The organism is Necropsobacter massiliensis, from assembly GCF_000827595.2.
In the GTDB taxonomy this organism is placed as follows: domain Bacteria; phylum Pseudomonadota; class Gammaproteobacteria; order Enterobacterales; family Pasteurellaceae; genus Necropsobacter; species Necropsobacter massiliensis.
Genome location: NZ_LN776186.1, coordinates 179,756 through 193,285 on the forward strand (window position 1 = coordinate 179,756; position 13,530 = coordinate 193,285).

The following is a 13,530-nucleotide window of genomic DNA, read 5'->3' on the forward strand; positions in this document are numbered from 1 at the left end:
GCATGGCACGTTGATGCCGACGGCAAGCGCATCGCCGTCGGGCGCAATGAGATTTTGGTACCTTAAATCAAGAGAAAATTATGTTAGATATTGTGTTATATGAACCTGAAATTCCACAAAATACCGGGAATATCATTCGACTGTGCGCCAATACGGGATTTCGCCTGCATCTTATCGAACCCCTTGGCTTTACTTGGGATGACAAACGCCTGCGCCGTTCCGGGCTGGATTATCATGAGTTTGCGCAGATTAAAAAGCACAAAACATTTGACCGTTTTATACAGTCGGAAAATCCGGCGCGTTTGTTTGCCATGACCACTAAAGGCGGACCGGCACACAGTGAAGTGCGGTTTGAATTGGGCGATTATTTAATGTTCGGTCCGGAAACGCGCGGTATTCCGATGACGATTTTAGACAATATGCCGATGGAACGTAAAATTCGGATCCCGATGACGGCAAACAGCCGCAGTATGAATTTATCCAATTCCGTTGCCGTGGCGGTCTATGAAGCTTGGCGCCAGTTAGGTTATCAAGGCGCAGTGAATATCAACCTTAAATGACAATAAGCAAAGAGAATGACATGACTGAGCTAAAACTGAACTATCACAAAACCCGGTTTCTGACCAGCGCCCCGACGATCAAGGCGCTGCCGCAGGATGAGGGCATTGAAATTGCCTTTGCCGGGCGTTCCAATGCGGGCAAATCCACCGCGCTGAATGCGCTGACTAACCAAAAAAATTTGGCGCGAACCTCCAAAACGCCGGGGCGCACTCAGCTAATTAATTTGTTTGAAGTGGAACCGCAGTGTAAGTTAGTAGATTTACCGGGCTACGGCTATGCCGCAGTGCCGGAACAAATGAAAATTCAGTGGCAGAAAGCCCTCGGCGAATATTTGCAGAAACGCGAATGCTTGGGTGGGCTGGTGGTGTTAATGGATATTCGTCATCCGCTTAAAGATTTGGATCAGCAAATGGTGGAATGGGCGGTGTCGGCGGAGTTAGCGGTGCTGATTTTACTGACTAAGGCCGATAAACTCAGTCAGAGTGCGCGCAGCAAACAGGTAAAAATGGTTCGTGAGGCGATTTTGCCGTTTCAGGGCGACATACAGGTGGAAGTGTTTTCTGCACAAAATAAAATCGGTATTGAACGGCTGTCGGCAAAACTGGATAGCTGGTTTGCCCCGCTTTTTGCGGCATAACATAGTATTTTTACGATCTTGATCGCAAAACAGCGTGCGTTCGATTTGTTTCGGCGCGCGCTGTTTTTATAGTAACTGCTAATTCGGTCATGTGAGAATTATTATGTCATTAGCTATTGTCTATAGTCGCGCATCTATGGGCGTACAGGCACCGCCGGTTACTATTGAAGTGCATTTGAGCAACGGTAAACCGGGTTTTACGCTGGTAGGGTTGCCAGAAAAAACTGTTAAGGAGGCGCAAGATCGGGTGCGCAGTGCGCTGTTGAACGCAAATTTTAAATACCCGCCGAAACGTATCACCGTCAACCTTGCGCCTGCCGATTTGCCGAAAGAGGGCGGACGCTTTGACTTACCGATTGCGGTGGGCATTCTGGCGGCATCCGGGCAAATAGCCGCAAAAAATTTACAGCGTTTCGAATTACTGGGCGAGCTGGCGCTGACCGGCAGTTTGCGCGGAGTGCATGGTGTGATTCCAGCGATATTGGCAGCGAAAAAGGTGGGGCGTAGTCTGATTATTGCCCGTCATAATGCGAACGAAGCGGCGCTGGTGTCCGATCAGGATTCTTATTTTGCTGATTCGCTGCTGGATGTCGCGCAATTTCTCAGCGATCAGGCGCCATTGCCGCTGGCGACCGTTGCCAATACGCCGAAGGCATCGGACTTGTCGAGCGAAAACCGCAAAGATTTAACCGATATCATCGGTCAGCAGCATGCGAAGCGGGCGCTGATTATTGCTGCTGCCGGTCAGCATAATCTATTATTTCTGGGGCCGCCGGGAACGGGAAAAACCATGTTGGCAAGCCGATTAACCGCATTGCTACCAGAAATGTCCGAGCAGGAAGCGATTGAAACCGCGTCGGTCACCAGTCTAGTGCAAAATGAACTGAATTTTCATAACTGGAAGCAGCGTCCGTTCCGTGCGCCGCATCACAGTGCCTCATTGCCAGCATTGGTGGGGGGCGGCACGTTACCTAAACCCGGCGAAATATCGCTGGCGCATAACGGCGTGCTGTTTTTGGATGAGCTGCCGGAATTCGAGCGCAAGGTGCTGGATGCTTTGCGTCAGCCGTTGGAAAGCGGCGAGATTATTATTTCCCGAGCCAATGCGAAAATTCGTTTTCCGGCGCGTTTTCAGCTGATTGCCGCGATGAATCCCAGCCCGACCGGACATTACACCGGGCAGCATAATCGCACTTCGCCGCAACAGGTGATGCGTTATCTGAACCGATTATCAGGGCCTTTTTTGGATCGTTTCGATTTGTCCATTGAAGTGCCGCTACTGCCACAGGGCGCGTTGCAACAGCTTGGTGAACGGGGCGAAAGCAGCGAAAAAGTGCGGTCGAAAATTTTACGGGTTCGTGAAATACAATTTGCCCGGGCAGGAAAAATCAATGCGCATCTCAGCGGCAGAGAAATTGAACGGGATTGTCGGCTTTGCCGCGATGATGCCGTATTTCTGGAAAATGCGCTGACTAAGCTGGGGCTGTCTGTCCGTGCTTATCACCGTATTTTGAAAGTCGCGCGCACAATCGCGGATCTCAATCAGGAGTCGCAAATTGCTCGCCCGCATTTGGCGGAAGCGCTGGGATATCGTGCGATGGACCGACTGTTGCAGAAGCTGTCGAATAATCTGTAAGGCGGCATTGCTCGCTTAAATTGGTCGGCAGAACCGAATGTTATTTCGGTATGCCGCGTAGCAGCGGAATAGCCGTAAACGGCGGTGCGGAGGTCGGCGCCGGTTGGGTGTTAAACAGCATAATAAACGGTTTCGGCGGAACGACTTTTTCATGCCGCCACAGGCTGCCGATACCGACCAGCTGAATATCGGTCGGTAAATGGCGAATGCCCGCCTGTAATACGGCAACGGTATTTTTGCGCGGATGACCGATAGCAATGGCGCTACCGTGCTTGCGGGCGTAATGCAGCGCATTATTGAATTGGCGCTGAACGTCGGCGAAATTATCACTATCATCGAGAAAAATATGCCGATCCAGCGATATCACGCCCTGCTGTGCGGCGATTTTGCCAGCTACCGAGCGTCCGATTGTGCGGCTGTCGAGAAAAAACAGATGTTGTGCGTGCAGCGCGCTCATTAGTTTGGTCATTAAATCCGTATCCGCAGTAGCTGCGCTGCCCATGTGGTTATTCATGCCGATAGCGTGGGAAACAATGTTTTTAGCATTTTGCACTCGCCGGTTGACTTCATCCTGACTCATGCCCAGCGTCAGCCCGCCGGGTTCGATTTTCTGGTTGCTTAACGGTTGCATCGGCATGTGGATCAGAATATCGCGTCCTTGTTGCTGAGCCTGCCGATTGCGTTGCTCGGCATAGGGTGCGGAAGGAATAATTGCCACCGAGACTTCTTTCGGTAGCGCGTAAATAGCGGCATCTTCCCTTGCACGATAACCGATATCATCGATTACAATGGCAAGCTGTCCGTGGTTTGCACCCATCGTCGGAGAACAGAAAAAGGCTGCGCAAATCATTGAAATTTTGACCGCACTTTGTATGGTTTTTTTTATCATCTCAACCAGCCCGTAGGATTGACCGCTACACCTTTGCGGCGAATTTCAAAATAAAGCCCGCTGCGCGCCTGACCGCCGGACGAGCCGACTTCCGCGATTTTTTGTCCGGCTCTGACCAACTGCCCTTCTTTTACCGACACCGCTTGATTATAACCGTACAGGCTGAGATCATTTTCCCCGTGTTTGACGATCACCATCAAACCGTATCCCTGTAGCCAGCTAGATAAAATCACTCGCCCGTCGGCAATGGCTTTAACCGGTGTGCCGCTTCCCGCACCGATGACGATACCTTTCCATTTCAGCTCGCCCATTTGGCTGGAACCGAAACTGTTGAGGATTTTACCCGACACCGGAGAAGCATATTGTTTTCTCGGTTGCCCTAATCCGCCGGAGCCGGACAGCAGCTGTTTTTCTTGTGCGGTTGGGGTGTAAGGTTTCTGGTTTTTCCGTTCTTCCTGCCGCTGTTTTTGTGCCAGCGCTTCGCGTTCGCGTTTTTCCTGTTCGCGAGCTGCCTGTTCCGCCCGTTGAATCTGGCGGCGTAAGGCGTTTTCGTTGGCTTTCAGTGTGTCCAGTTTATTTTGATCCCGCGCCAGACTGCGATTTAACTGGTTCAGTGTAGATTGCCGTTCGCGTTGGACTTTCTGCAAATCCTGCTGTTGTTTTTTCTGGCTGGCTAATTGATTTTGATGGGCTTTTTGCTGTTCCTGCACCGTAAGTTTATCCTGCGCCAGTTGCAATTGCGTGGCTTTCAGCTCTTCAATCAGCACCAGTCGCGCCTGATTCATATGGTCATAATAGGCTTTCATGCGTTCGGCTTTTTGCGCATCTTCGGAAAACAATTTTTCCAGCGTAGTAGGATTGATGCCCGAACGATACATCGCATCCAATTGTTTTGCCAATTTATTTTTCTGCGCCGCTTCTTGTTTTTCCAGCTGTTTGATTTGTTTGTCGGTATCAGCGATCGTCTTACGGATTTCTTTCAGATCCGATTCGGTCTGGCGCAGTTCACCGAGTACGCCGTTAATTCGGGTTTCCTGATTTTTTAAGGTGGATTGCAGTTTGTTTTGTTCCCGCTTTTGTTCGGCGATTTTTTGTTCCTGTTGTTTGATTTGCTGCTGGATTTTAGACAAGTCATTGCCGTGTACCGAAAACGACAATACGATTCCGGCACAGAAAAGTGCGGTGAGTTTTTTTATTGTTTTGCTTATTTTGAGTGACAACGGCATACCCAAATCCTGAATTTCCAACCGAGGGATAAATATATCATTATTTGCCTTCAGGCTCTAAATATTCCTGTGTAAAATTCCTGTAAATTCTTGCGGAAGATCAGGAAAGCACCGCTTTTCGCTTTTAAAAGCAGGAAAATTTTGCTATAAAGTGCCCAGTATTTTTTATTCGACACGAGGAGATTTTTTTATGGAATTAGTATTTATTCGCCACGGTTTTAGTGAGTGGAATGCTAAAAACTTATTTACCGGCTGGCGCGATGTAAACCTGACCGAACGCGGTGTGGAAGAAGCGAAAGCGGCCGGTAAAAAATTATTGGATGCTGGCTATGAATTTGATATTGCGTTCACTTCCGTGTTAACCCGCGCGATCAAAACTTGTAACATCGTGTTGGAAGAATCTCGTCAGTTATGGATTCCGCAGGTGAAGAGCTGGCGCTTGAATGAACGTCATTACGGCGAATTGCAGGGATTAGACAAAAAAGCCACAGCGGAAAAATATGGTGACGAACAGGTGCATATTTGGCGTCGTTCTTATGACACGTTGCCACCGTTGTTGGACCCGAAAGATCCGAATTCCGCCCATAATGACCGCCGTTATGCGCATTTACCGGCCGATGTGATTCCAGACGGTGAAAATCTGAAAGTAACCTTGGAACGCGTACTGCCGTTCTGGGAAGATCAGATTGCGCCGGCGTTGCTGTCTGGCAAACGCGTCCTGGTTACCGCGCACGGTAACTCGCTGCGCGCACTGGCAAAACACATTATCGGTATTTCCGATGCGGATATTATGGATTTTGAAATTCCGACCGGTCAGCCGTTAGTGTTGAAACTGGATGATAAATTAAACTTTGTGGATAAATTCTATCTGTAAGTGATGATGTGATAAAGATTCCCCGTATGAATGCGGGGAATTTTTTTGCAGTCAACACAGGTATGATAGGCAAAAGTGCGGTGCAAATTCACTGAGTTTTATGCCTGATTGCAGCTTTCAAACCAGCTTTCCAGAATCAAGCAGGCGGAAATGCCGTCCACTTTGCCTTTTTCCAGGGCGCGGTAGCCGCCGCGGGTAAAGATTTCACTTCTTGCTTCAGTTGTGGTCAGACGTTCGTCTTGTAATTCCACACGAATGCCAAAACGACCGTGCAGGCGATTGGCAAATTTTCTGGCGCGCGCCGTCAGCGCTTGTTCCGTGCCGTCCATATTCAGCGGCAAACCGACAACGATAATATCCGGCTGCCATTCACGCAGACATTTTTCGATTTTCGCCCAGTCTGGAATGCCGTCCTGCGCTTTAAATGCCGGCAGCGCTTGCGCCGTTGCTGTGACGCTTTGTCCGACGGCGCAACCGATGCTGCGGGTACCGAAATCAAAAGCGAGTGCAGTGAGCGTCATTAACAATGCCCCGCCTGATAAGCAAAGTTGTGATTATGGATGCCCAGCAGCAGATTGGCTTCCAGCCAGCGTTCTTCGCAAGGCACATCAAATAAAATCCGTTCGTTGGCAGGCGCGATCAGCCAGTCGTTGTTGGCGATCTCCTGTTCCAGCTGCTCCGGCGACCAGCTGGCGCAGCCGAGCGCGACCAAGTATTTGTGCGGTGCCAAGGGGGTGCCGAAGCTGTCGATGACATCTGCTGAGGTGGTCAGATATAAGTTATCGGTAACTTTATAGCTGTGCTGGAACGGGCGCGGTGCGGCGGTATGCAGAATAAAGCCACGTTCAAGGTTCGTCGGGCCGCCCGCCAATACCAGTTCGTTAGGATAACGACGGTTATCCGCCATCATAAAATTCATTTTCGCACACAGTTCGGCAATACTTAAATCCGTCGGTCGGGTCAGTACCAGCCCCATAGCGCCTTGTTCGTTATGCTCGCAGATATACACCACGGAACGATTGAAATATTCATCCTCCAGATGCGGCATCGCGATAAGAAAGTGATTCTGTAGTTCCATATCTCTTGTATCTCAATAAATTAAGCCAAATCACCGAAACAAACCTGCAAGGCGCTGATCGCCGTTAACGCTGCGGTTTCGGTGCGTAATATGCGTTTGCCCAACAGCACTTCGGTAAAGCCCTGTTGTTCTGTTTGCGCGATTTCTTGCGCCGATAAGCCGCCTTCCGAGCCAATCAGCAGACGCACGCCCGCCGGCGGAATGTTCGGCAGACTACGGATGCTGTATTGCGCCCGTGGATGCAGGTTGAGTTTCAGGCTGCCGTCTTGTTCTGCGCACCAGTCCTGCAAGTTCATCATCGGGCGAATCTGCGGAATCACATTACGTCCGCATTGTTCGCAGGCTGCGATAGCAATTTTCCGCCACTGGCGGATTTTTTTCTCCATGCGTTCGTCATCCAGCTTCACACCGCAGCGTTCCGACCATAAGGGCGTGATAATATTGACCCCGAGTTCGACGGATTTTTGGATAGTAAACTCCATTTTCTCCCCGCGTGAAATAACCTGTCCTAGATGAATATGCAGATTGCTTTCGCGATCATCAAGGCATCGTTGGTTGATTTTTGCTTCGACGGCTTTTTTATCCGCACGGATAATCGTCGCCCTATAAATATGGTTGCTGCCGTCGAATAATTCAAGCTGCTCGCCCGCTTGCATACGCAGCACGCGCCCCACATGATTAGCGGCATCTTCGCTGAGCTGGCAGCGGCTTGTTTCGGTCAACGGTTCGGGATGATAAATTCTGGGTATTCTCATAATTATTCGGAATTAAAAAATTTGCCTTATCATAACAGAAATAAAAAAACGGTGAAAAAATTCACCGCACTTTATTGAATATTCGTTATCGCCGTCGTTATTTTACGACGGTGATCGTCCATTTGGCGTCATCGATCTGTTCAAAATCCGTGACTGTATAACCTTCTTCTGCCGCCCAGTTCGGAATGGCTTCCGTTGCTTGAGTGCAGTCAAATTCAATTTGCAGACCGTCACCCTTAGCTAAGGTTGCCATTGCCGCTTTTGCCTCGACTAATGGAAACGGGCAAACTAATCCCGTGGTTTTTAGTTTTACGATCATATTGTTCTCCTTATGGTGCGTTAAATGATATTTGCGCTAATTTAAGTTGCTGCGGGCGGATAATGGTGAAATAGGCGGCAACCCAAGTGCCTGCGATCATTACCGGCAATGCCAGCCAGCCTTGCCAAGAGAAAAAGGCGGTTTCCACCAAGCCGTTACCGATAGAACAGCCACCCGCCAGTGTCGCGCCGATACCCATTAGCATACCGCCGACTGCGCTGCGTAACAGCGTGGTGACGTCTGGCACGCGGAAACGGAATTCGTTACTGCCTTTTGCCGCAATGAACGAACCGACGAAAATGCCTAACACCAGATAAACGCCCCAGTTAATGAATTTGCTTTCGCCGGTGATCAGATACTGCATAATGTTGGCGGACGGTCCGGTGATTCCCAATCCGAATTCCCGCCCAGTCGCCACACTTAACGGCCAAGCTGCCAGTGCGATTAAGCCGACCAAGATTGCGGTGAAGAACGGATCCCAGCGTTTTTCAAATAAAAGGTGCGCCAGACCGGTTTTTTTCGGTTTTAGTGCGGCCAGCTTAGCTCGTGGCTTGGTAAGATGGCGGAAAACGTAAAATAAGGTTACAGCGCTTAATAGGGTGACTAGCCACCACGGGGAAATGCCGAGAGAATCGTAAATTGTGCGGTGTTCAATCGTTATACCGCGCAAGGCGTCGTTAAATGCCCCTAACGGTCCGCTGCGCATCATGGCGCTGAGCAGCATGTAAGTGAATAAAGCCACCCAACTGCCGATCAATCCCTCACCTGCGCGATACCATGTGCCGGTGGCGCACCCGCCCGCCAGCACGATACCGATGCCGAATACGAAAGCACCGAGCAATACCGCGAAAAACGCCAGATTCTCCGCCGGTTCAACACTGAGCAGACCGCTTTGTTTTAAGGCGAAAAACCCCACTGATTGAATGCTGACGGCAATCAGCAAAGCGATAAACATTTTATTGCTTTTGGTGATATATAAATCGCGGAATGCGCCGGTAATGCAAAAACGCCCGCGCTGCATCACAAAACCCAGCAGCATGCCGCATAAAAGTCCGCTGAACATAATAAAAACTCCTGTCATGACACAAATAATAAAAGTGCGTTATTATCGGCAAAGCGCTTTGCACGACGCCAATAATTTTTGCTTCGTAGTTATAATAATTTGTTATTAAACGAATGAGAAAATAGCACAAATAAAGCTGAAAAGTGCGGTGAAAAATCTGATAAAATAGATGCCGTTTGAAGTGATATCTTAAAGGTAAGGGTTGAGTTATCGAAAACTGGCAACGGGGCTTTGTGCTGCATCGCCGTGCTTACGGCGAGACAAGTTTATTGGTGGATGTGTTTACCGAGGAAACGGGACGTTTGACGCTGCTGGCAAAAGGGGCGCGGGCAAAACGTTCGCCCCAGAAGGGCATTTTGCAACCCTTTACCCCGCTGCTGCTGCGCTGGAGCGGGCGCGGCGAGCTGAAAACGTTAACCAAAGCGGAACCTGCTGCCATTAGTCTGCCGCTGCGAACCGAGGCGCTTTACAGCGGATTTTATGTGAATGAGCTGATTATGCGTTTGCTGGCGGCGGAAACCGCCTATCCGCAATTGTTTCAGGATTATCTGCACTGTCTGACTGCGCTTGCCGCTGCGCCCGAGCAGCTTGAAAGCGGTTTGCGCCGGTTTGAGTTCCGTTTGTTACATACCATGGGATACGGTGTGGATTTTTGTCATTGCGCGGGTTCCGGCGAGCCGGTGGATGCAGATATGACCTATCGTTATCGGGCAGAAAAAGGCTTTATCGCTTCACTAATCAAAGACAATCTCACTTTTTACGGGCGGGAGTTGCTTGCTTTTGCGCGACAGGAATTTACTGATCCCGCCGTACTACAGGCGGCGAAACGTTTTATCCGAATTGCGCTGAAACCCTATTTGGGCGCAAAACCGCTGAAAAGCCGCGAACTGTTTACTCAATCCGTTTTATATCGAAGATAAATCATGGCGTTATTTTATACCCCGCAGAAAAATACAAAGTCGGTGCCGGCATTTGAGGCGAATATTCTGGAATTGGACTATCAGGGCTTGGGCGTGGCGAGAGTCAACGGCAAAACTTGGTTTGTGGAAAATGCGTTGCCCGGCGAGACCGTGCGGGTTGCCGTGCTTGAGGAAAAGCGGCAATACGGAAAAGGACGGGCGGTGAACATTCTGCATGCTGCGCCGGAGCGCTGTTTGCCGCGTTGTGCTTATTATCAGCAATGCGGCGGCTGTCAAGGGCAACATATCGCCATCGCGTTGCAGCGTCGGGCGAAACAGAATGCGCTGTTTCAGCGCTTGCGCAAATTGCAGCCGCAGGGCATCGAATTTATGCCGATGATCGTCGGCGAACCTTGGCATTATCGCCGTCGGGCGCATTTTGCCATACGCTGTAACGGCAAGCATAACGGCGTCGCGCTGGGGTTTCGGCGCAAAAACTCGCAACAGATTGTACCGATTACAGGCTGCGCGGTGCTGGAAGCGCCGATTAACGATTTACTGCCGAAACTGACCGCACTTTTTGCCCATTGGTCGCAGCCGAAATTGCTGGGACATCTGGAACTGACCGTCGCCGATAACGGACTGGCACTGTTGCTGCGCCAGCGTGGAAATCTGGCGAAAACCGACCGCACTTTACTGCAACGGCTTGCCGAGCAGCAGAATTTGATGTTGTTTGTGCAGGATGACGAGCGCATTGAACAGTTGCACGGCGAATCACCTTATTATCAGCTGAACGACGATCTGCGCCTACAGTTTGATATTGCGGATTTTATTCAAGTTAACGCCGCGCTGAACCGGCGAATGGTTGACACCGCGCTGGACTGGCTGGCGCTCACGAAACAGGATAACGTGCTGGATTTATTCTGCGGCATGGGTAATTTCACGCTGCCTATCAGCCGACTGGCGAAAAGTGCGGTCGGTATTGAGGGTGTTTCCGCGATGGTGGAAAAAGCGGTAAAAAATGCGGAACGAAATAATTGCACTAATGTCCAATTTTACCGAGGGGATCTCGACCAACCGTTTATACGACAACAGTGGTCAAAACGCGAATTCAATAAGATTTTGCTTGATCCGCCGCGCAGTGGTGCCGCATTCGCACTCAATGCGCTGTGCGGTTTAGGCGCGGAAAAAATCCTTTATGTCTCTTGTAATCCCGCGACGCTGCTGCGGGATGCGGAAATCTTATTGAATTCAGGTTATCAGTTGAAACGAACGGCGATGATCGATATGTTTCCGCATACGGGACATTTGGAAAGCATCAGCCTGTTTGAAAAACGACAATAGGAAGAAATTATGGTTGCTGTACGCGGATCGCATTTATTAAATCCAAAGGATTTTGTGATTGAGAAATGGTGTGCCGGGTTGGCGCTGCCGCAAAACGTAGAACAAACGCTGGTTAAAGCGTGGCATTATTCGCAGGATAATATTGCACAAAAACCGAACGGCGATGCGCCGGGCGAGTATTGCTCGCTGCACGGTGGCGTAGAAATGGTGGAAATTCTGCATAGTTTGAATATGGATGCCGACAGCCTGATTACGGCGATGCTTTATCCCATCGTGCATTATAATATCGTCGATCTGGCGCAGATTAAGGAAAATTTCGGGGCGAAAATCAGCAAACTGGTGAAAGGCGTGATTGAAATGGATAATATCCGCCAGCTCAATGCCAGCCATTCCGCCGACAGTTTGCAGGTGGATAATGTGCGCCGTATGTTGCTTGCCATGGTGGATGATTTCCGTTGTGTGATCATTAAATTAGCGGAACGAATCGTGTACCTGCGCGATGCGGAAAAGTGCGGTTCGGAAGAAGAAAAAGTATTGGCGGCAAAAGAATGTTCCAATATTTATGCTCCGCTCGCCAATCGGCTTGGGATCGGGCAACTGAAATGGGAGCTGGAAGATTATTGTTTCCGCTATTTGCATCCGGATCAATACCATATTATTGCGAAACTGCTAAAAGAGCGCCGTTTGGATCGGGAACAGTATATCGCCGATTTTGTGGCGGAATTAACCGGTTATCTGAAAGAGAATATCGATCAGGTCGAAGTGTACGGGCGTCCGAAGCATATTTACAGCATTTGGCGCAAAATGCAGAAAAAGCATTTGGAATTCAGTGATTTGTATGATGTGCGCGCGGTGCGAATCATTGTGCAGAAACTACAGGATTGTTATTCCGCACTGGGTATTGTGCATACCCATTTCAAACATTTGCCGAAAGAATTTGACGATTATGTCGCCAATCCGAAGCCGAACGGTTATCAATCGATTCATACGGTGGTGCTAGGCAAGGGCGGCAAGCCTATCGAAGTGCAGATTCGCACCCAGCAAATGCACGATGATGCGGAACTTGGCGTGGCAGCACACTGGAAATATAAAGAAGGGTTGACCGGTCGTTCCGCTTATGAAGATAAAATCGCATGGCTGCGCAAACTGTTGGCATGGCAGGATGATATTACCGATTCTGGCGAGGTGATGGCGGAGCTGCGCAGTCAGGTGTTTGATGATCGGGTGTATGTGTTTACCCCAAAAGGCGAAGTGGTGGATTTGCCAAGCGGTTCGACGCCGCTGGATTTTGCTTACGCCATTCACAGCGAAATCGGACATCGTTGTATCGGTGCCAAAGTCGGCGGACGGATTGTGCCGTTCACCTATCAGCTACAAATGGGCGATCAAATCGATATTATCACGCAAAAAACGCCGAATCCGAGCCGCGACTGGCTGAACCCGAATCTGGGCTTTACCCACACGGCGAAAGCGCGGGCAAAAATTCATGCTTGGTTTAAAAAACTGGATCGCGATAAGAATATTCCTGCTGGTAAAGAATTATTAGAAAACGAAATTACTCGGCTGGGTTTGAGTTTGAAGCAGGTCGAACAGCATGCGTTACCGCGTTATAACCTGAAAAATCTGGATGATTTGTATGCTGGCATCGGCGGCGGCGATATTCGTTTGAATCAGTTGGTGAATTTTTTACAGAATAAGCTGATTAAAACCACGGCACAGGAAGTCGACGCAGAAATTTTGCGCCATGTAGCAAATAAAGGCGCGAGCAATACGCAGCAGAAAAACGATGATAAAAAAGGTTATGTCATCGTTGAAGGCGTAGGCAATCTGATGCACCATATTGCACGTTGCTGCCAGCCGATTCCGGGTGATGATATTGTCGGTTATATTACCATGGGACGCGGTATTTCCATTCACCGCAGCGATTGCGAACAGTTTATGGAGCTGCAAAACTCTCATCCGGAACGAGTGGTGGAGTCGGTATGGGGCGACAATTACGCTAGCGGTTTTCGCATCAGTATTCGGATTATTTCCAGCGATCGCAACGGCTTGCTGCGGGATATTACCACCGTGCTGGCAAATGAGAAAATCAGTGTACTCGGTGTATCCAGTCGTACGGACACCAAGCGGCAAGTGGCGACCATCGATATGGAAATTGAGCTGAACAATGTGCAGATTTTGAGTAAAATTCTGGCGCGTTTAGCTAAACTGGACGATGTGATTGAAGCCAAACGTCTTTAAATAATAAG

The 13,530-nt window shown here is 49.6% G+C and carries 14 protein-coding genes; 7 read left to right on the forward strand and 7 right to left on the reverse strand.

Annotated features, from left to right (window positions below; all coding sequences use genetic code 11):
- Positions 1–80 precede the first annotated feature (80 nt).
- The 3 genes from trmL (at position 81) to BN3349_RS07940 (ending at position 2,834) form a co-directional block, all read left to right on the forward strand.
- Positions 81–560, forward strand: a complete 480-nt coding sequence (gene trmL / locus BN3349_RS07930) for a tRNA (uridine(34)/cytosine(34)/5-carboxymethylaminomethyluridine(34)-2'-O)-methyltransferase TrmL (protein ID WP_040976792.1) — start codon at positions 81–83, stop codon at positions 558–560.
- A 20-nt stretch (positions 561–580) separates the two neighbouring features.
- Positions 581–1,198 (forward strand): ribosome biogenesis GTP-binding protein YihA/YsxC, encoded by a 618-nt coding sequence (gene yihA, locus BN3349_RS07935; protein WP_040976793.1) that lies wholly within the window; start codon positions 581–583, stop codon positions 1,196–1,198.
- 103 nt (positions 1,199–1,301) lie between these two features.
- Entirely contained in the window at positions 1,302–2,834 is a 1,533-nt protein-coding gene (locus BN3349_RS07940; RefSeq protein WP_040976794.1) for a YifB family Mg chelatase-like AAA ATPase, read from the forward strand.
- 40 nt (positions 2,835–2,874) lie between these two features.
- Here BN3349_RS07940 and BN3349_RS07945 read toward each other — a convergent pair whose 3' ends face one another.
- Positions 2,875–3,723 (reverse strand): divergent polysaccharide deacetylase family protein, encoded by an 849-nt coding sequence (locus BN3349_RS07945; RefSeq protein WP_040976795.1) that lies wholly within the window; start codon positions 3,721–3,723, stop codon positions 2,875–2,877.
- Positions 3,720–4,949, reverse strand: coding sequence for a murein hydrolase activator EnvC (gene envC, locus BN3349_RS07950; RefSeq protein WP_082024894.1), 1,230 nt, complete (start codon positions 4,947–4,949; stop codon positions 3,720–3,722). Before envC ends, BN3349_RS07945 begins: the two co-directional genes overlap by 4 nt.
- 190 nt (positions 4,950–5,139) lie before the next feature.
- On the opposite strand from envC, the gene BN3349_RS07955 reads away from it, so the two are divergent.
- The gene (locus BN3349_RS07955; protein ID WP_040976796.1) at positions 5,140–5,823 is read left to right on the forward strand and encodes a 2,3-diphosphoglycerate-dependent phosphoglycerate mutase; all 684 of its coding nucleotides are present in this window, start codon (positions 5,140–5,142) and stop codon (positions 5,821–5,823) included.
- Positions 5,824–5,921: 98 nt separating this feature from the next.
- Here BN3349_RS07955 and ruvX read toward each other — a convergent pair whose 3' ends face one another.
- The 5 genes from ruvX to BN3349_RS07980 form a co-directional block, all read right to left on the reverse strand.
- Positions 5,922–6,344 carry a Holliday junction resolvase RuvX gene (gene ruvX, locus BN3349_RS07960; protein WP_040976797.1) on the reverse strand — a complete coding sequence of 141 codons (423 nt, stop codon included), beginning with the start codon at positions 6,342–6,344 and terminating at the stop codon, positions 5,922–5,924.
- Entirely contained in the window at positions 6,344–6,901 is a 558-nt protein-coding gene (locus tag BN3349_RS07965) for a YqgE/AlgH family protein (protein WP_040976798.1), read from the reverse strand. The genes ruvX and BN3349_RS07965 overlap by 1 nt, the downstream gene beginning before the upstream one ends.
- A gap of 20 nt (positions 6,902–6,921) precedes the next feature.
- Entirely contained in the window at positions 6,922–7,656 is a 735-nt protein-coding gene (rsmE, locus tag BN3349_RS07970) for a 16S rRNA (uracil(1498)-N(3))-methyltransferase (protein ID WP_040976799.1), read from the reverse strand.
- 97 nt (positions 7,657–7,753) lie between these two features.
- Positions 7,754–7,975, reverse strand: coding sequence for a sulfurtransferase TusA family protein (locus tag BN3349_RS07975; protein ID WP_040976800.1), 222 nt, complete (start codon positions 7,973–7,975; stop codon positions 7,754–7,756).
- Positions 7,976–7,985: 10 nt separating this feature from the next.
- On the reverse strand, positions 7,986–9,041 hold the full coding sequence (locus BN3349_RS07980; RefSeq protein WP_040976849.1) for a YeeE/YedE thiosulfate transporter family protein: 1,056 nt from the start codon (positions 9,039–9,041) through the stop codon (positions 7,986–7,988).
- Between the two features lie 230 nt (positions 9,042–9,271).
- Between BN3349_RS07980 and recO the strand changes: the two genes are divergently transcribed.
- The 3 genes from recO to relA are packed head-to-tail and all read left to right on the forward strand — an operon-like array spanning position 9,272 to position 13,522.
- Positions 9,272–9,958: a DNA repair protein RecO gene (recO, locus tag BN3349_RS07985; protein ID WP_040976801.1), complete on the forward strand. Its 687-nt coding sequence runs from the start codon at positions 9,272–9,274 to the stop codon at positions 9,956–9,958.
- A gap of 3 nt (positions 9,959–9,961) precedes the next feature.
- The gene (rlmD, locus tag BN3349_RS07990; protein ID WP_040976802.1) at positions 9,962–11,281 is read left to right on the forward strand and encodes a 23S rRNA (uracil(1939)-C(5))-methyltransferase RlmD; all 1,320 of its coding nucleotides are present in this window, start codon (positions 9,962–9,964) and stop codon (positions 11,279–11,281) included.
- Between the two features lie 9 nt (positions 11,282–11,290).
- On the forward strand, positions 11,291–13,522 hold the full coding sequence (gene relA, locus BN3349_RS07995; RefSeq protein ID WP_040976803.1) for a GTP diphosphokinase: 2,232 nt from the start codon (positions 11,291–11,293) through the stop codon (positions 13,520–13,522).
- The last annotated feature ends 8 nt before the right edge of the window (positions 13,523–13,530 follow it).

Excerpts from the sequence above, each read along its gene's own strand:
- trmL (WP_040976792.1), top strand. The coding sequence starts at position 81 with ATGTTAGATATTGTGTTATATGAACCTGAAATTCCACAAAATACCGGG.
- yihA (WP_040976793.1), top strand. The coding sequence starts at position 581 with ATGACTGAGCTAAAACTGAACTATCACAAAACCCGGTTTCTGACCAGC.
- BN3349_RS07940 (WP_040976794.1), top strand. The coding sequence starts at position 1,302 with ATGTCATTAGCTATTGTCTATAGTCGCGCATCTATGGGCGTACAGGCA.
- BN3349_RS07945 (WP_040976795.1), bottom strand. The coding sequence starts at position 3,723 with ATGATAAAAAAAACCATACAAAGTGCGGTCAAAATTTCAATGATTTGC.
- envC (WP_082024894.1), bottom strand. The coding sequence starts at position 4,949 with ATGCCGTTGTCACTCAAAATAAGCAAAACAATAAAAAAACTCACCGCA.
- BN3349_RS07955 (WP_040976796.1), top strand. The coding sequence starts at position 5,140 with ATGGAATTAGTATTTATTCGCCACGGTTTTAGTGAGTGGAATGCTAAA.
- ruvX (WP_040976797.1), bottom strand. The coding sequence starts at position 6,344 with ATGACGCTCACTGCACTCGCTTTTGATTTCGGTACCCGCAGCATCGGT.
- BN3349_RS07965 (WP_040976798.1), bottom strand. The coding sequence starts at position 6,901 with ATGGAACTACAGAATCACTTTCTTATCGCGATGCCGCATCTGGAGGAT.
- rsmE (WP_040976799.1), bottom strand. The coding sequence starts at position 7,656 with ATGAGAATACCCAGAATTTATCATCCCGAACCGTTGACCGAAACAAGC.
- BN3349_RS07975 (WP_040976800.1), bottom strand. The coding sequence starts at position 7,975 with ATGATCGTAAAACTAAAAACCACGGGATTAGTTTGCCCGTTTCCATTA.
- rlmD (WP_040976802.1), top strand. The coding sequence starts at position 9,962 with ATGGCGTTATTTTATACCCCGCAGAAAAATACAAAGTCGGTGCCGGCA.
- relA (WP_040976803.1), top strand. The coding sequence starts at position 11,291 with ATGGTTGCTGTACGCGGATCGCATTTATTAAATCCAAAGGATTTTGTG.